General features: G+C 68.5%; 18 protein-coding genes and 1 pseudogene. 8 read left to right on the top strand and 11 right to left on the bottom strand.

Annotated elements, in window-relative coordinates:
- Positions 1-321: 321 nt before the first annotated feature.
- From CP981_RS33630 to CP981_RS38980, 5 genes are all read left to right on the top strand, one after another.
- On the top strand, positions 322-879 hold the full coding sequence (locus CP981_RS33630; RefSeq protein ID WP_085922404.1) for a helix-turn-helix domain-containing protein: 558 nt from the start codon (positions 322-324) through the stop codon (positions 877-879).
- Between the two features lie 48 nt (positions 880-927).
- Entirely contained in the window at positions 928-1,395 is a 468-nt protein-coding gene (locus tag CP981_RS33625) for a YbaK/EbsC family protein (RefSeq protein WP_425282185.1), read from the top strand.
- A gap of 205 nt (positions 1,396-1,600) precedes the next feature.
- Positions 1,601-2,215, top strand: coding sequence for a class I SAM-dependent methyltransferase (locus CP981_RS33620; protein ID WP_085922466.1), 615 nt, complete (start codon positions 1,601-1,603; stop codon positions 2,213-2,215).
- 255 nt (positions 2,216-2,470) lie between these two features.
- The gene (locus CP981_RS33615) at positions 2,471-3,004 is read left to right on the top strand and encodes a DUF1648 domain-containing protein (protein ID WP_085922405.1); all 534 of its coding nucleotides are present in this window, start codon (positions 2,471-2,473) and stop codon (positions 3,002-3,004) included.
- Between the two features lie 190 nt (positions 3,005-3,194).
- On the top strand, positions 3,195-3,551 hold the full coding sequence (locus tag CP981_RS38980) for a TetR/AcrR family transcriptional regulator C-terminal domain-containing protein (protein ID WP_244330101.1): 357 nt from the start codon (positions 3,195-3,197) through the stop codon (positions 3,549-3,551).
- Here CP981_RS38980 and CP981_RS33605 read toward each other — a convergent pair.
- Positions 3,453-3,980 carry a hypothetical protein gene (locus CP981_RS33605; protein ID WP_085922467.1) on the bottom strand — a complete coding sequence of 176 codons (528 nt, stop codon included), beginning with the start codon at positions 3,978-3,980 and terminating at the stop codon, positions 3,453-3,455. The two genes, CP981_RS38980 and CP981_RS33605, sit on opposite strands and share 99 nt — an antisense overlap.
- Positions 3,981-4,959: 979 nt before the next feature.
- On the opposite strand from CP981_RS33605, the pseudogene CP981_RS33600 reads away from it, so the two are divergent.
- Positions 4,960-5,178 (top strand): annotated as a pseudogene (locus tag CP981_RS33600) (IS5 family transposase); the annotation flags it as partial.
- Positions 5,179-5,227: 49 nt separating this feature from the next.
- Here the strand turns inward: CP981_RS33600 and CP981_RS33595 are convergent.
- The gene (locus CP981_RS33595; RefSeq protein WP_085922407.1) at positions 5,228-5,992 is read right to left on the bottom strand and encodes a GNAT family N-acetyltransferase; all 765 of its coding nucleotides are present in this window, start codon (positions 5,990-5,992) and stop codon (positions 5,228-5,230) included.
- Between the two features lie 337 nt (positions 5,993-6,329).
- Between CP981_RS33595 and CP981_RS33590 the strand changes: the two genes are divergently transcribed.
- On the top strand, positions 6,330-6,887 hold the full coding sequence (locus tag CP981_RS33590) for a hemerythrin domain-containing protein (protein ID WP_085922468.1): 558 nt from the start codon (positions 6,330-6,332) through the stop codon (positions 6,885-6,887).
- Between the two features lie 367 nt (positions 6,888-7,254).
- Here the strand turns inward: CP981_RS33590 and CP981_RS33585 are convergent, their stop codons facing one another.
- The 5 genes from CP981_RS33585 to CP981_RS33560 form a co-directional block, all read right to left on the bottom strand.
- Positions 7,255-7,872, bottom strand: coding sequence for an SAM-dependent methyltransferase (locus tag CP981_RS33585; protein ID WP_085922408.1), 618 nt, complete (start codon positions 7,870-7,872; stop codon positions 7,255-7,257).
- Positions 7,869-8,636, bottom strand: a complete 768-nt coding sequence (locus CP981_RS33580) for a PIG-L deacetylase family protein (RefSeq protein ID WP_085922409.1) — start codon at positions 8,634-8,636, stop codon at positions 7,869-7,871. The genes CP981_RS33585 and CP981_RS33580 overlap by 4 nt, the downstream gene beginning before the upstream one ends.
- Positions 8,633-9,664: an acyl-CoA dehydrogenase family protein gene (locus CP981_RS33575; RefSeq protein WP_244329908.1), complete on the bottom strand. Its 1,032-nt coding sequence runs from the start codon at positions 9,662-9,664 to the stop codon at positions 8,633-8,635. The genes CP981_RS33580 and CP981_RS33575 overlap by 4 nt, the downstream gene beginning before the upstream one ends.
- A 333-nt stretch (positions 9,665-9,997) precedes the next feature.
- Complete coding sequence (locus CP981_RS33570) at positions 9,998-10,561, bottom strand: GNAT family N-acetyltransferase (protein WP_085922410.1); 564 nt, start codon at positions 10,559-10,561, stop codon at positions 9,998-10,000.
- Positions 10,562-10,843: 282 nt separating this feature from the next.
- Positions 10,844-11,170 carry a plasmid stabilization protein gene (locus CP981_RS33560; protein ID WP_085922411.1) on the bottom strand — a complete coding sequence of 109 codons (327 nt, stop codon included), beginning with the start codon at positions 11,168-11,170 and terminating at the stop codon, positions 10,844-10,846.
- 306 nt (positions 11,171-11,476) lie between these two features.
- Here CP981_RS33560 and CP981_RS33555 point away from each other — a divergent pair, with 306 nt between their 5' ends.
- Positions 11,477-12,037 carry a DUF488 domain-containing protein gene (locus tag CP981_RS33555; RefSeq protein ID WP_085922412.1) on the top strand — a complete coding sequence of 187 codons (561 nt, stop codon included), beginning with the start codon at positions 11,477-11,479 and terminating at the stop codon, positions 12,035-12,037.
- Here the strand turns inward: CP981_RS33555 and CP981_RS33550 are convergent.
- The 4 genes from CP981_RS33550 to CP981_RS33535 form a co-directional block, all read right to left on the bottom strand.
- Positions 12,017-12,511, bottom strand: coding sequence for a hypothetical protein (locus tag CP981_RS33550; RefSeq protein WP_085922413.1), 495 nt, complete (start codon positions 12,509-12,511; stop codon positions 12,017-12,019). The two genes, CP981_RS33555 and CP981_RS33550, sit on opposite strands and share 21 nt — an antisense overlap.
- Complete coding sequence (locus CP981_RS33545; protein ID WP_085922414.1) at positions 12,508-15,006, bottom strand: molybdopterin oxidoreductase family protein; 2,499 nt, start codon at positions 15,004-15,006, stop codon at positions 12,508-12,510. The genes CP981_RS33550 and CP981_RS33545 overlap by 4 nt, the downstream gene beginning before the upstream one ends.
- 124 nt (positions 15,007-15,130) lie before the next feature.
- A complete protein-coding gene (locus CP981_RS33540; protein WP_244329907.1) occupies positions 15,131-15,547 on the bottom strand; it encodes a hypothetical protein in 417 nt (138 codons plus the stop codon).
- Positions 15,544-16,125 carry a hypothetical protein gene (locus CP981_RS33535; protein WP_425282184.1) on the bottom strand — a complete coding sequence of 194 codons (582 nt, stop codon included), beginning with the start codon at positions 16,123-16,125 and terminating at the stop codon, positions 15,544-15,546. The genes CP981_RS33540 and CP981_RS33535 overlap by 4 nt, the downstream gene beginning before the upstream one ends.
- Positions 16,126-16,282: the final 157 nt, after the last annotated feature.

The following is a 16,282-nucleotide window of genomic DNA, read 5'->3' as shown; positions in this document are numbered from 1 at the left end:
GCGACGACCAGCATGTTCTGCTTCTCCCCCATACACGGCGAAGGTGCCGGACGGCCCGTCCGGCCCCTTCGGGCGCGCCTGCTGTGTCCGACCTTCATCAGTGCCAGGTACTTCAAGCCGAACACCGCAGCGTGCGCACTGCCGGTTTACCCGCGATAGCGGACCGGGCCGCGGGTCAGGGCAGTTGGCCGCGGCTATACGAGAACCGGGCCGGATGCCGTGGTCCGCGCCGCACATTTCCGGTCGTTATAGCGACCGATTGGGCATCTTGCCATCTCGTTGGGGGGGTGGGTACGTTCGGTGGCTGTGACGAGTGCGAGCATGACGATGCAGGTCGGTAGCAAGATCCGCGCTGCCCGGCTGGCCCGGGGCCTGTCCCTGAACGAACTGTCCAGCCTGGCTTCCGTAGCGAAGGCCACGCTGGCTCAGCTGGAGCGCGGGCAGGGCAATCCGACGCTGGAGACGCTGACGTCCCTGGCGACGCACCTTGGCATGTCACTGCCGGAACTGTTCTCGGCAGCGGACACTCCGGATCCTCAGGTCACCCGGGCCGGCGAAGGCCTGGTGATCCGGGACGACGGACTTGCGCTGCGCCTCGTCCACAGCGCCACCGGTGAGCGCGCCCTGTACGAGATATTCGACCTGCGCCTGGCCGAGGGCGCCTACGAATCGGGCTCTCACGGCGAGGGTGTGCTGGAGCACCTCATCGTGCACGACGGAGAGATGCTGGTCGGCCCGCACGAAGGGCGAGTACACCTTCGTCCGGGCGACTTCATCTCGTTCTCGGCAAACTGCCCCCATTCTTACGAAAGCCTCCACGGCGAGACCCGCGCGACCCTCGTCGTGTTCTACCCCGCACGCGTACCCGACCGCCGCTGATCTTCGCAGCAGTGCAGTCGGGGCAGTGTCCTTAGCTCTGGAGTACCTGTGAAGTCAGCCCTGGACCGTGTCCGCACGGCCCTGACCCTGCACGGCCACCCCGGCAACATCACCGAGCTGCCCAGCCCGGCGCCCACCGCGATGGCCGCCGCCGAGCAACTGGCCTGCCCGGTCGGCGCCATCGCCAACAGCCTCGTCTTCGAGGCCGACGGCACACCGCTGCTCGTCGTCGCCAGCGGCGGCCACCGCGTGGACGTGAAGAAGGCGGCACACCACGTCGGGGTGCGCAGAGTGCGGCGTGCCACCCCCGAGTTCGTCCTGGAGGCCACGGGGCAGGAGGTGGGCGGGGTGGCTCCGATCGGTCATCCCGTGCCGCTGCGGACCCTGGTGGACACCGCGCTGGCCGGCTATCCGCAGGTGTGGGCCGGCGCAGGGTTGCCGCACACCATGTTCCGCACCACCTTCGCAGAGCTGGTCGCCCTCACGGGAGGTGAGGCCGCTGCCGTAGGCGCCTGACCGTCTGCCGTCACTGCTCGCACTCGTCACACGGAACCTTCCGCGATGTGAGAGCAGGAGAGATCATGCAGCCCCAGCAGAACCTCGTGCTGTTCGTCAACGCCCGGCACGTAATTCGCCATGCCTGCGATCACGACTCCCCATGGGGACGACGAATCCATCGGTGTGCACTCGGCAGGCCATGACCGGCCTCTACGATGATCCGATGCGCCAGCCCGCCGCAGAGCCGTACTGGAACACCAACGTTGCCCGGCACCCGGGCATCCTCCGGTCTGTTCCCGAGGGGTGCGGCGATGCCCTGGACGTTGGCTGCGGGGACGGGCTGCTGGCACGGAAGCTTGCCGGGCGGGCGAAACACGTCACCGGGATCGACAAGTCGCCGGACATGATCGCCTGCGCACGCGAGTCCGCTTCCGGCCACCCGCAACTCACCTTCGTCGAGGGAGACTTCCTCACCGCGGGACTTCCCGGTGCGGAGTACGACTTCGTCTGCTCGGTGACCACGATCCATCACATGGACTTCGAGACGGCCCTCGTCCGCATGCGGGAGCTGCTGCGGCCTGGCGGCACGCTGGTGGTGGTCGGTCTGGCCCGCGAGGCGAGCGTGACGGAGTGGGCGGCGTTGATCGCGGCTGCCCCGATCGTGCGGATCACGAAGGTGCTGCGCCGCGCGCGCGGCCCGCAGGGCATGCCCGTCGCCGACCCGCAGATGAGCTATGGGCAGGTGCGGGCTGCTGCCCGGCGGCTGCTGCCCGGCGTGCGCTACCGCCGGCATGTGCTGCGCCGGTACTCGCTGACCTGGGAGAAACCCGTCCGCTGATCCGGCACTGATGGCGGCTTTCCCCATCCTGGGCGGTTTGAACGTCAGGTAATTCTCCAGACCACGGACCTACAGGGGGCCACGGCACCTCTGACACCCGCGCCGACTGCCCGGCTCTCGCTGCACGATGCCGCACAGCTGCCGCGGCGGGGCCCGAAAGCGCCTGGACCTCCCCACTCATTGGGACCCCGCCCAGAGACATCGAGCAGCTGAAAACGCTACCGGTGTGCACCTCTTCATCCGACAATCGGGCTCATGGTCTTCTCGGCTCCCATACGCCTGTGGTTACTCCCCAACGCTGTCCTGCTCGCCGCACTGTCTCTGTGGGGCGTCGCCCGCTACCCGCACCTACCCCATCGGATACCGCAGCACATCAGCATCGGCGGGGTGGACGCATGGACGGAACGGTCAATCGGCAGCGCGTTTGTGCTGGTGTTCCTCTTCATCGGGGTGACAGGACTACTGACTGCCTGCGCAGAGCTGACGCTGCGAGTGACCCCGCATTCCGAGCTACCGGACGGCGCCACCTCCTTCGCACCTGCGCTGGTGAGGTCCTCGCTCAACCGGCCGCGCACTCGCGCCTCCGCCTTGCGGAGCGCCCGGGCGTTGCTGGCACTCAATGCTTGCATCGGCATCTCACTCATGATCGGCTGCGGAGTGCTGTGGCGTTCCGCACCGGAACCGCAAGTGTCCGGTTGGCTGTTCACCGCGATGGTGGCGCCCATCCTCGTGGGGACCGCGCTGACCATCGCCTCCGCTGCACGGGATCGGCAAGCGCCCGTCAACTGAGCAACCTCGCCTGCGGCCCGGTTCCATCGCTGCACCCCGCACGGCTTCCCGCTTCTCCTCACCGGCTCGGACCCGACACCCGGAGCACCGTCCTCATCCCGGAAGCCGAGCCCGCCCACCTCTGGCCGCGGCTGCTCCAGAACCAGCTCGGCGTAATCGTCGGCACGAGGTCCGCCGCGATACCGACGCGGTGATCTGCCGGCTCCCCGCCGACGCCGACTCCCTGGAGGCGGACCCGGTCCGGCCGGCCCGCCAGTTCCTGACCGCTCTCACCCAGCCCCAGGGCCTCCGACTGCGCCGCCTCACCATCGCCCACGCCCACACCTTCCCCGACCTGGGCGCCGCCTGGCACGAGCAGGGATTCGAGCGAGTGCGGGACACCCTCGCCGGCACCTTCCAGCGCCTCGCCACAAGCCCTCCGACCGCCAGAGGGCGAAGGAGACAGAAACTAGACGCGGTCGCCGAGCTGCTCGCCTTGCAGATGTCGTACGAGCGCAGCGCGATGGAGGTCGGCGACAGGACGGAGGAGGTCCGGATGGCGCAGTAGCGTCGCCGCCCTGCGATCGCGGTCGGCGGGCCGGGTCAGCCGACGGAAGTCGAGGCGTACCCCGGCGGCATGCTCGCAGTCCGCGAGTGCGGCCACCGCGTCGTCGGTGAGCGCGGGCGTGGTGAGCAGACACGCAGCCCAGCTCGCCACGACCTCATCGACCCAGGTGCGCCATGGCTCCTCTGATACCTCGGGTCCGTAACTGTCGGCTCCGGTGATCCAGTCCAGTCGTGCCGAACCGCCGGGGCCGACGAGGGCGACCACGGCGGCGTCCGCTGCTGTGGGGTAGCGCAGCCATGCAGCAACTGTGGCTGCCTGGAGGGCTTGGGCCTCTGCAAGGGCGGCGTCGAGGGCACCGCCGGTCACGGGGTAGGAGCGCAGCAGCCACTGCGTGGTGGAGGCTATGACCGACGACATATCGGCGGACAACGGCACGGCTTCCCTTCTCTGGCGCGCCACCGGGTAACCGTGGGTCGCGGATCGTCACGGGCTGGGAGCCAGCCCTGGGCCCAGGGCGCCCGGGCAGCCTAGAGGCACGGACTACGGGGCGAAATGATGCAGATCACGCAGAATGCCCGCGCCGCCTCCGCGAACTCGGTTGCCGGGGCATCATGGCCAACGCCCTCTCGCCCGGCCCGACCGACACCGGCCTCCTCCGGGCCCCCACCGGGCGCCTGGACGGAGCCGCCGCCATGACCGGGCTCGGCCGGATCGGGCCCCCTTGCTTGCTGCCGAAAGGCAGCGAGGAGAAGCCCCAGCCGACAAGTGGCCCGGGCCGGGGCTTGTCCGTATTCGACGCGGGTAGACGGTGTGCATGGTTGCCACACGTAACTTTGTGCCGGGAGCCCTGCTACGGAGCCTCCATCGCCGCCGACGGCCTCGGCACGGGCGCCTGGGCCACCGCCGTGGCAAGCTCCACCGCCGGGTGCTCGCCTACCGGGACGTGGTGATCTTCCACTCTCCGGCTCCGACGAGTGAGCGGGCACAAAGTCTGCTGCTGGTGTACGTCCGCCGCGTTGTCGGGGAGGTCACCTACGAAGTGTGTGAACACTGTGCGAGCGGCGTGATCACCCAGGTTCAGGTCGCTTCGCCGTTGCAGGACAGCGGTCTGGGGACGCGCGCCGTCTCGCATCTGCGTGCCTGCTACCCCGGTATCAGCTGGCGCAGCTGCCTCGCCCAGCGCATGACGCGTGATCTCGCCCATCGTATGCGTCTGCCCAACGACCGCGACGGCCTGTCGTGTCCACACCTCCCAGGCGGTGCCGCTGAGGGCCGCGGGACACCGGGACTCACAGGACGCTGAGACAGCATGTGCCAGGTGGCACCGATGGGGAGCCCAAGTGCCTTCACGCCGGAGCGCTGGTTTCGGTGGCGAGGCGGCTTCGAGTCACAGCAGGTCAGGGCATTCTTCCCGGGCAAAGCCGATCACGTCCGCAACCGCAAGAAGCTCGGCTCCCGCGGCGGTCGGCCGCCGAAGTTCGACAAAGCCGACTACCGCGAGCGCCCCGCGGTCGAGTGCGGTAGCAATCGCCTCAAGAGGCACCGGGCGGTGGCCACGAGGTATGACAAGCTCGCGGTCCGCTACGAGGCGACCGTTCTCGTCGCAGCCATCAACGAGTGGCTGTGATCAGGGCCGTTGTGAAGAGTGGGCAGGTGGCTTGTGGGGTTCGGGGTGTTCAGGGGTTGATGGTGTGTTCGGTGAACTGGCCGCAGGTACGGAATCCCAGGCGGCGGTAGACGGGCTCGCCGTCGGTGGACGCCTGCAAGACCGCGATGCGGTGGTCTCGGTCGCGGGCCGTGTGGAGTGCGGCGAGCGTGATGGCACCGCCGTAGCCACGTCGGCGGTGGGCGGCCAAGGTGCAGATGTTGTAGATCCCGGTAACGCCTGCGTGATGAAACACTTCGGCCGAACAGACCGGATGGCCGTCCGCGTAGCCGACCAGGTAACGGGCCGGGCAGTGCGCGGCCAGTGCTTGCGGGGCGGCCCGGGTGAAGAAGCGGCGGACGGTGTCAGCAGGCGGGGTCCAGTTCGCAGCGAGAACCGCGGCATAGTCGGCGAGTTGTTCGGGCGTGGCCACCGTCTGGACGTCCAGTCCTTGGGTGGCAGACAGCGGCAGGGAGTCGTCCAGCTCGGCCCACATGGCCGTCTCGCGTTCGGATACCGACAGGCCTGCCGCCATCAGGCGGGAGGCCAGGTCCGGTGGTGTCGAGGCAGGCCCCACCCACCAGGAGAAACGACGGCCGGTGCGAGCCAGCGTCCGAGCGGTCTCGGCGATACGCACCGCAGCGGTAGCAGCGGTGAAGCGGGCCGCGGTAACGATGTTGAAAGTGTCGTCGTCCAGACCGCTGTCGGCGATCAGGAGGTCACCAGTCTCTGTGACGGTCGCACCGGTCATGCTCCGATGCAGGTGACAGGCATGTTCCGCCAGGTTCCGTTCCATCCTGTCCGTCAAGTCAGCTTCATCGAGAAAATGGACATCCATAGCGGATGATCCCAGCAGGACTGGGTGAAGGTTGCACGTGATTTTGGGTCATTCGCCGACGGTGCCACGCCGGCGACCAGCACATTCGATACACGCCCTCATCACGTCGCTTTCGCACCTACTCACCGGCGAGTCGCCGTTGCACGCTGAAGAAGGAGAAGGTGCCGCGAGGACCTGCATGAGCCTGGACCGTCCGGCGGAATTCCTCCCCACGCCGTTACCCGAGACGTGGTGCGGGGACGGTCTTCCCGAAGGCCAGGGTCGGTCTCGTCCCGGCGACTGAAAGGTGAAGATCGTGGGTCACGGTGGAGATGTCATTGCGGAGCTGACCGCCGACCATCGGGAGGTGGACGAGTTGTTCGCGCAGTTCAGTGACGCGATGCCCGGCAGTGCGGACCGTAAGCGGCTGGTGGACGCGATCACGATTGAGCTGGTACGGCATTCGGTCGCCGAGGAGCAGCATCTCTACCCAGCCGTGCGTGAGCACCTGGAGGAGGGCGCGGCGCTGGCGGACAAGGAGCTCGCCGACCACGCCCGCGTCGAAGAACTCCTCAAAGAACTGGAAGAGCGGGAGCCGGACGCCACCGACTTCGACCGGCTTGTGGTCAAGCTACGGACGGAGGTCACCGCGCACGTCGATGACGAGGAGAACCACCTCTTCGCCCAGCTGCGCAATCACGTCCACCCCTACATTCTCGAAAGTCTGGGGGAAAAGGTCCGCGCAGCGAAGAAGACCGCCCCCACCCGCCCGCATCCGGCCGCACCGAGCGCGCCGCCCGCCAACAAGCTCCTCGCCCCCGGTCTGGGGCTGGTCGACCGGGCGCGGGACTACATCACCGGCCGCGGCCAATAAGCCCCGTCACTACACGGCAGGTAAACACATGTGGCACCGGCGAAAGCCTCATGGCGTTCTGATCGCGCGATAACGCGCGATATCACCGTGCGGCCCTGGTGTGCCGGCCGAGCGGAGCAAAGAAGATCCGCGCTGAGGCGTTGCGCCTCTCTCGTTATCCCGAGGGTGTGGGGTCTTCTCGCCGGGGTGGATCGGTGTGAGGCTCAGCCCCCGGGGCTTCGGTCCGGGCACAGGGGCCTTTCTGCTGGCCGTCTTCGACGACCAGGTGCCGCAGGAAGGCCCCGAAGCCATTCGGGGCCCGTGAATCGAGCCGTGTGCGCGGGGATGACGACGGCAACAGCCATGGGCAGATGTGCGCGCGGCCCCTTCACACCAGGCCCTCTTGCTGAGCCGGCGATCGCGGGGCGCTGCCGTCGTCATTCCGGCGCATGAGGATCTGCAACGTGAAGTCGGTGTCCCGGACTTCGGAAAGCAGGCACAGCTCAGGGATAGCGGCAACCGCGGTGGCTACCTCGGGGCCGGTGCGTACGTGCTCTGGGACGGGGTGGTTCCAGTGGACGGTGACCAGCGTGCCTCCGGGTTCGAGGCCGGTGACAGCCCGGTCAAGGGTGGCCCGCAGCTGCTCGTCGTCGAAGTAGTAGAGGAGTTCGGACAGAACGATGAGGTCGAAGGTGTCCTCGGGCCACTGCTCCGGAACGGTGAGGAGGCGCACCTCGACGTTCGGCAGATCGCGGGTGCGCGCCGCGGCGTTGTCGACGGCGGAAGGGACGCGATCGGCCGCGATCAACCGGTCACACCGGTCAGCGAGTTGACGTGTGAGCACGCCGACGGAGCAGCCTGGTTCAAAACCCGCGCGATAGCGCCGCCGGGGCAAAGAGGCGAGGGTCACCGCGTACTTGCGTTGCTCGTACCAGCGGCCGGCCAGGTCCCAAGGGTCTGCCGAGGTGCCGTACATGGTGTCGAAATAGCCGGGCGGCGTGCTCAACGGAACACCGTCTCGAAGCGCCGGGTGTGGTGCTCGATCTCGTCCGGGGGAAGGATCGCGGCATTCTCCGCGCCCTCTCCCCACGGACGGAGCTGGCTGACGAACTGCCCGATCGCCGCGGACTTGAGCGCCAGCGCATCGGCGGGCAGCGGCAGACGCGCGGCATCCCCCCAGGGGACGCGCGGATCGCCCGGACCGGCCCAGTGCCACATCCACACCGGATACATCCACAGCGGCACCTTCGAAGCGCGGCATGCACGGAGGGCCGCCCGGCCGGCCGCCTCGTGGTCGCTGTGCAGGTCTCCGTACCAAGGAGCGACGCACCAGGCCGCCTCGACCTTGCGCAACAGCGCAGCGATCCGACGGGCCACCGCGCTCTCGTGCCGGTCCACTTGAGTGTCGGGGACCCCGAGCTGCTCCGGGCGCGCGCCCGGCAGGCCGAGTTGCGCCAGTGCGGAGCAGAGTTCGGCCCGGCGGATGCGTGCGAGCCGTTCCGGAGTGATGAGGGTGCTCTGCGGATGGGACAGCTCACCATCGGTGATCGTCATTACGTGTACGTCTACGTCGAAGGCCGCCAGGAGGGCCATGGTGCCGCCGAACCCCAGCACCTCATCGTCGGGGTGGGCGGCCACGACGACGACCGGCCCGTCGGGCAGCCCCACGGTGGGCAGACAGTGCAGGCCGTCCCAGGCCACCCACCGCGCTTCGGGTGTGCCCGGGGCGTCGATGGAGTCGGCAGCGGCCTGCCGGAGATCGCTGCTCACACCGTTTCCCCGCCACGCACCAGGAGAGTCCCGAGCTCCGCGTCGCTGCGTTCGGCGTGATGCTGTCGGAGGTAGACCATGAGGTCGGCCACCGCGCGGGAGTGTGCGGCGTTCCGACACAGCGGCGCGGCCCCGGTAGCCCTGCCGATGCGCTGCACGACCTCTGTGCAGACCTTCTCCACGAGGGTTCGCACGCGGAGGCTGCGCACCCGCGCTCCGCCACGCCGGTCCAGTGGGTCGTCGTCGATTTCCTGCGCCGCACGGTCGAGTACGGCCGCGGCCGCATACAGCAGGGCGTCCACCTGGCCCAGGTGCGCGGCAGCGTGTGCGTCGAGCGGGTGCTGCTCCCCCTGGGTCCGCAGAGTGCCGGCGACCGCCTCTGCCCCTCCCAGCCAGCAGGCCGCGACGCCGATACCGCCGTGCTGGAAGCCGGCTCGCTCCACGTAGCCTTCCACGTCCCCAACCGGTTCGGCGGGAACGTCGTGGAAGGTGACGTCGAGGGTGTCGCTGCCCACCATGCCGACGGCCTGCCAGGTCTCCGGCACCGGCGTGATGCCCCGGTCGGTGAGGCGTACGGCAAACAACCGCCGGCCTTGGACCGTATCTGCCGTCACCAGCGCGTGGGTGCAGATCTGCGCCCCGGAGCAGTACTGCTTGACACCCCGCAACCGCCAGCCGGCTCCGTCGCTGTCCGCCTGAAGTCCTGGGCCAGGCGGGTGAGCCGCCCACACGCCCCACCGCTCGTTCGGCTGCGCCGGCGGGCCACCCAGTTCTTCGAGGATGGCCACCGCGTCGACATGCCCCTCGGAGAGCCGGGCTACGCTCAGATCCTGCCGCCCGAGCGCCTGCAATGCCTGGAACCGCTCACCGGTCCTCCCGGAGCCGGGCAGGGGAAGAGCCAGAGCGTTGCTTGCGACCAGGTCGGCGAACTGCTCGGCGGCCTTCGCCCGAGGGCGCGCAGAGCCGGAGAAGCCCGGTCGAGCCCCGGAGGCCGCTCCGGTGCCCGCCGGGGGTATGGAGATCCCCACCCTCAGCTCCTCTCCGCCACAACGTCGGTCTCCTCAGTAGTCTGCGGTGCTGCGCAATGCCCCCGCACCTCGAATTGCGGCACGCTTGTGGAGGACGGAGCGACTGGCTCAGCCGGTGGTCCTTCTGCGTTTGCTGGGCAGTGCGACGGCGCGGGCCGCGGCCCAGAGCCGGAGCTGCCGCCATGGCCGGGCTGCCTGGCCGAGTCACACCGGCGGCCCACGCCCATGCCCGCTTCGGGGGGCCCGGAACAGGATGTGTGGCGAGACGGTCCGGGTGTCTTGGTTGCAGAGCGAGGCTGCTGCCAGGGCAGGGCCGCCGTGTCAGCGCCGCCGCTACTGCTGCTTCCACTGCTCCTTGGTGATCTCGTACCGTACGCCTCCATGCTCGGAGCCCTCGACCATTTGCATGTCGGAGGGAGTAGGGACGGTCTCCACGAGCGTCATGCCGAGCTTCTCCATGATGTTGCGCGAACCGCGGTTCACAGACATCGTCGCAGCCCAGACCATGCGCACACCGAGCTCTGTGAACGCTTTGCCCAGCAAGGCCCGCGAGCCCTCGGTGGCATAACCCTTGCCCCAAGCCGCCTGCCGCAGCCGGTAGCCGAGTTCGACCTCGTCCAGCGGGCCCTCCGACTCGGGACGCAGGATGAACCAACCGATGAACGCGCCGCCGTCCGTCTCGTGCGCGGCGAACAGTCCGAGATCGCCGCCCCACTTCTCGTAGCCGGCGAGGATTTTCGGCAGGTCACGCTCACGGACGAGCTCCGGCGCGGTCGGACTGCCGCCGGTCAGGTAGCGCATCACCGCCGGGTCACTGTCCAGCTCGATCAGCAGGTCCGCGTCATCGGCAGTGAAGCGGCGCAAGGCCAGGCGCTCGGTCTCCAAGTAGGTGTCCACGAGTCGATCATGCCTGAGGCAAGTCGGGCAGCCCAGCGGTTTTCCGCGCTGGTCGTGTCCGGAGCTGACCCGGGAGGTGGTCGCCCAGTCCGGCATTCGAAGACCGCTACAACTCCACAGCACACCCATTCCAGTGGAGGTTCACCACCTCCAACCTGGACGATCCGCTGACCGGGCTCGACCGACACACGCTCGATCGGCAGGAAGAATCCGCCGCCGGTCTCACTGCATGATCAACCCCGAAGGACTTCGAGCGCCGACCACTGAGCTGCCGACGTACGGTCAACGGCCGAGTGCTTTGCGCAGTTCTTCCTTGTTCATGTGGGAGCGGCCGTCGATGTTCTTCTTCTTGGCCTCTTCGTACAGCTGGTCCTTGGTCGGACCGCCGGGCCCGCTGTGGGAGCGTTCGCCGCCGCGCTGCGGGGCGGACTTCGGGTCCTGGGTGGAGACCTTGCCGGCCTGCTTCGCCTCGCCGGAGCGAGCGCGTTCCTTGTTGACCGTGCGCGCGGCGATCTCCTTGGCGCGGCGCTCGGACGAACCGTGCTCCTTGGCGTTCTCCTTGATGTGCTCGTACTGCCTCTCGCGCTTCTTGCTCGATCCCGCTGGCATCAGACATCCTCCACTGACCGGACCGCATGCTGCTGACTGGGCACCCAGCACTCCGGGCCCCTGCGGCGCGTAGGTGTGCATCTCTACTTCACGCCCTGGAGAACGCTCGCGCCACCCGGGAAACCGGTTCGGCTTACTCGGGCGGCGTGCCGCGGCGACGGTTCAGTCGGCACGGAAGTCCAGCGCACCCGGGTGAGACCGTCCCCCAGAGGGGCATCTACGAGTGCAACTGCGGACAGTCCCACAGTCTGATCGACTGGGAGACGGTGGAACGGTGCAGCACAGCCATCATCCGCGGCAGGAGGCGTGAAACCGGTGTTGATCACCTTCGGTCACAGCACCGCGGAACGCCAGCAGCTGATCGAGCTGCTGCGCTGGGCGGGCGTGAGGTCGGTGGTCGACGTACGCATCGGTCCCGGCAGCCGTCGCAACCCCGACCTGTTCCGCAGCAGCCTGGCCCATTGGCTGCCGCAGGCCGGCATCAGCTACCGCTGGGAACCAGACCTGGGCGGTTTCCGGAAAACGTCAGCCCACTCCCCGGACGTGGTCTGGCGCAACGCCTCGTTCAGGGGATACGCCGCCTACATGCGAGAGCCCGTGTTCGTAGCCGCCATCGACCGACTGCTCGAAGAAGCCGCTGCCGGTGCCCGGACGGCGGTGATGTGCAGCGAAGCGGTCTGGTGGCGCTGTCACAGGCGTCTGATCGCCGACTTCGCCACCGTCGCGAGGCAGACGGTCGTCCAGCACCTGATGCATGACAAGCGGCTCGTCACTCACCGCCCGACACCTGGGCTGCGGCTGCGCTCCGACGGACTGCTGGTCTACGACGACACTGCTGCCGCCTCGTCAGGAGCACCACGCACTTGAGACACCGGTCAGAAGTTGAGGGCTGAGTTCTTTCAGCACGGTGTGGGTCCAGCGCATTTGTCGCCGCGTATACGGCTGGCAGGCCGAAGCCAGCTCCAGCAGCCGGTCGTCCCGGTTCGCCTGTGCGGCCTGGGTCAGCATGTCCCAGTACAGAGAATTCCTTGCGGCCGCGAGGTGCACCTCGCTCAGCTCTCTGAGGAGGACCAGTCCGATGTCCTGACCCTCCGGTACAGAGGCCGCAGTGTGCCGTGCCCGGTCGCTCGGGTGGCTCGGCCGTTCGGCGTCCGGCAGGCCGTAGCGCGAGCCCATCGCTCTGATGCGGTCGCCGCTGGCGTAGGACCATCGGGCGAGATATCGCGCGACATGGTGCACCTCGGTCTCGGCAGGATGCCGCTGCACCAGGTCGAGCAGTTGGCCCGCGAGCTTGTACTCCCCGTCGTGGAGCGCGGCCAGAATGGCGGTGATGCCGTTCACTCGGCGTCACCGTCCCGTGGATCGCCCTCGCTTCGCGGACGGTCGGGGACTCGGCCTGGCTCCGGGCCCCGGACACCGGTCGTCGCATCGGGCGGAGCGGGGTGGGCGGGTGCGGAAGCCGCGGTGGACGGGGCGGGTGCACTCCGTCCGAGGCCGCGTTCGACGAGCGAGAGACGGGCCGCGGCGGTTTTGAAAACCGGCTGCTTCGAGACGGGATCCCAGTCGGTGACGATGGTTTCGTTCGCCGCCCGGCCACCTTCGTCTTCGGCGGGACCGCTGCCTGTGGGGGTGTCCCAGTATCCGTAGTGGAAGGGTACGAAGAGCATGCCGTCGCGGATGCGGGTGATCCGGAGCCTGCCGCGTAGGGAGCCCCGTGGCGTGGCGACCTCCACCATGTCGCCCTCCTCCAGCCCGTACCGGGCCGCCTCGACCGGGGAGAGTTCGATCCAGACGTCGGGGGCTGCGGCGTTCAGCTGGGGGACACGTCCGGTCTTCGTGCGGGTGTGAAAGTGGTAGAGGGTTCGTCCAGTGATGAGTTGGAGGGGGTACTCGGCGGAAGGAGCTTCGTGCGGCGGAAGGTACTCGGCCGCCTTGATCATCGCCTTTCCCTGCGGGTTCGCCCCTTGGTACTCGGTCCGGGAAGAGGCGGCTCCCGTGACGACGTCCTTGCCGTAGCTTTCGCACAGCGCGGCATCGGCCCATGTGAACCCCTCGGTGTAGAGGCGTTCCGTTCCCCCGGGCGTGGAGACGGTGCACGGCCACTGGATGCCGCCGGCCTGCCGCAGTCGCTCGTAGGTGAAGCCGGTGTAGTCGCAGGGCCGCCCGGCGCTGCACTCCTTCCACGCTTCGAAGGCGGATTCGGGGTCGTGCCAGGACACGAGTGTTCCTCCACCCCGGTCGCGGAATTTCATACGCCGGGCGTAGTCGAGAAAGATGTCGAGGTCGGCGCGTGCCTGGCCGGGCGGCTCGATGGCTTTCTCGGACAGATGGACCGTGCGGTCGGCGTTCGTGCAGGTGCCGGTTTTCTCCGCCCACGTCGCCGCGGGGAGGACCACGTCGGCGAGCTGCGCCGTCTCGGTCAGGAAGATGTCCTGGACAACGGTGAACAGCCCCTCGTCCCTCAAAATGGCGCGGATGCGGGTGAGTTCGGGCAGGGAGACGGCCGGGTTGGTTCCGCTGATCCAGAGCATCCTCAGCGATCCCTGTTCGGCGTAGCGGAACATCTGCATGGCATGCGTGGGCGGAGCGAAGTGCGGAATGGTGGCGGGGTCGACGTTCCACACCCGGGCGAGTTCGGCGACGTGGTCGTCGTTCTGCCAGTTGCGGAAGCCCGGCAGATCTCCGTTGGCACCGCACTCCCGGGTGTTCTGCGCCGTGGGCTGGCCATTCATCTGGAGCACCCCCGCGCCTGGTTGGCCGATCATGCCGCGTACCAGGTGCAGATTGTTGACCTGCACCGCGGCGGCGGTCGCCTGGTGGGACTGGTAGAAGCCCTGGAGCACCGTGGACACCAGCCGGCGTGCTGTGCCGAGGATCTCCGCAGCTTCCCGGATCGACTCGGCCGGGACGTCGCAGATGTCTGACGCCCAATGCGGCGTGCACTCGGCCAGGCGCTGCCTGAGTTCGTCGAAGCCCGTGGTGTGGGCCCGCACGTATTCTGCGTCGATCCGGCCGGTGCGGATGATTTCGTGGAGCAGTGCGTTCATCAGGGCGACGTTGGTGCCTGCCCGGGGCGCGAGGTGCACGGTCGCCCGGCGGGCGGAAGGCGTGGGCCGCGGGTCCACGCAAACCAGCTTCGGCGGCTGCCGACCGGCCAGCCTGTCCAGTATCCGCATCCACAGCACGGGCTGGGTCTCCGCCATGTTGTGCCCGAAGAGGGCGAGGGTGTCGGCGTGGTCAAGGTCCGAGTAGGAGCCCGGCTGGCCATCCGAGCCGAAGCTCTGCTTGAGCGCCTCGGCGGCGGTGGAGGTACACATACGGGTGTTGCCGTCCAGATGGTTGGTGCCGATCCCGGCCCGCGCGATGACCGCGAGGGTGTAGTACTCCTCCAGGAACAACTGGCCGGTGGTGTAGAAGCCGATCGAGCCGGGACCGCACTCCGTCAGCAGGTGTTGCGACCGGTCGACGATCCGTTCCATGGCGCTGGGCCAGTCCGTCTCGGTCAGCCGGCCCGCCTCGCGCACCAGCGGCCGGGTGAGCCGGTCGGGAGCGGCATTCGCCTGCCAGCCGAAGAGATCCTTGGGGCCGAGCCGTCCCCGGTTGACCCGGTCGCCGGGCCGGCCCCGCACCCCCAGGATCCGGCCCGCGCCGACCGCCACGTCCATCGCATCACCGTTGGAGTGCAGAAGGGAGGTCGTAGGGACCCACCGCTCGACATCGGGCTCGGACACCCCTTCCGCGAGCTGGGTATCCACCCGGACCGGCCACTCCTCCCCAGGTCCGAACGGTGTCCGGGTCCCCCACGGCTCTGCGATGCGATCGGTCACTGGTACCACCTCACACCTCCCTCGTCCTCCCGTGCATCAGGGCCCGGCACAGCCACACCTCTCAGGCGTCACTCATGCCGGCTGGGTCTTGCAGCAGGCGGTCGCTGGGAGGGCGGGCCACTGGGGTGCGCGGTCAGGTGTTGAGCAGGCGGTTGAAGAATGAGCGGTATCGCTGGAGGGCGACGCGCAGTTCCTCCGTCGCCACTTCCTCGCCGCGGTGCCACTGGCCTTCGAGTCCTTGCTTGTGTTCGGAGAAGGTCGTTGCCAGGGCCTGCATGACCTCGGCGACCAGCGTGTCCGCCGCACCGACCGCCGCACGGGGATCGTCGACGAATTCACTCTGGATCCGCTGCCACCGACTGCGGAACTCTTCCTGCTCGGGCCCGAGCAACGGCGCGTCCGTCTCCTGGGTCTCGCCACCCCGGTTCCGCTCCGCTGCGGCGCCCCGGTCTTCGCCTTGGGGCGCGGAAACCCCCCGGTCTGTGGCTGTCGCCTCCCCCGGGAAGGTCGGTGGCGCCTCGGCCGGAGGCTCCTGGGCCGTGCCGCTCATGCGCTGTCGCGTGCCTGCCAGATCTTCGGTGGACGGTCCGTCCGCTCCGGGCTCGGATGTATCCCTGCGCTCCATCTCTCCGCCTCCGTTTCCGTCGGGGCGGTGCCTCGCCTGCCGGTGTCGCACCGGCTCACGCACCGCTCTCCCGTGGCTTCTGGCCGTTGTGCAGTAGTTCCGTGAACAGCGCGCGGTAGTGCACCATCGCGCCCCGCAGTTCCTCCGTCGTCGCCTCGTGCCGCGTACTGCGGCACCTGGTCCCATTCGTGGGCGTACCGGTCCCGGGTTGATGCCGGCAGCTCCTTGATGTGCAGCGCGTCGTGGCGCTGCTCGCGTTCACGCAGCTCGCGCTCGGCCGCCCGCCGGCTGCCTTTGGCCTCCACGGTCCGCTGGTACTCCGGTCCGAACCGTGCTTGCAGACGGCGACGACGCATGATCATCGATGCCGCCAGCGCACACAACAGCAGCACGACCACAACAGGCACGATGATGGCTATGAGTGTCCCAGTGGACATCGGTTCCTCCGCTTGCGGTTGCTGACGCGAAATGCAGATCAATTCCAGGCGGTCGGGTGCGTTCAAGCGGCGCGCACGGCAGGTAGCCGGTCTTCGGCAGGTTCGGCCGTACCTGTGGCTGACAGCGAGATACCGCTACCTGTAGTGCCTTCGTCCCGCGACGGCGTGCCCCTTCGCGGGACGGAGCCGCAGAATCGCGCCGATGGCCGCGAGCACGATGCCG

The organism is Streptomyces platensis (genome assembly GCF_008704855.1).
Taxonomy (GTDB): domain Bacteria; phylum Actinomycetota; class Actinomycetes; order Streptomycetales; family Streptomycetaceae; genus Streptomyces; species Streptomyces platensis.
The sequence above is the reverse complement of the archived record's forward strand: the minus strand, read 5'-3'. Positions and strand labels throughout refer to the sequence as shown.

Coding starts and splice junctions, on each gene's coding strand:
- CP981_RS33620 (WP_085922466.1), top strand. CDS start 1,601: ATGCGCCAGCCCGCCGCAGAGCCGTACTGGAACACCAACGTTGCCCGG.
- CP981_RS33560 (WP_085922411.1), bottom strand. CDS start 11,170: ATGCCAGCGGGATCGAGCAAGAAGCGCGAGAGGCAGTACGAGCACATC.
- CP981_RS33615 (WP_085922405.1), top strand. CDS start 2,471: ATGGTCTTCTCGGCTCCCATACGCCTGTGGTTACTCCCCAACGCTGTC.
- CP981_RS33540 (WP_244329907.1), bottom strand. CDS start 15,547: ATGAGCGGCACGGCCCAGGAGCCTCCGGCCGAGGCGCCACCGACCTTC.
- CP981_RS33630 (WP_085922404.1), top strand. CDS start 322: ATGACGATGCAGGTCGGTAGCAAGATCCGCGCTGCCCGGCTGGCCCGG.
- CP981_RS33595 (WP_085922407.1), bottom strand. CDS start 5,992: ATGGAACGGAACCTGGCGGAACATGCCTGTCACCTGCATCGGAGCATG.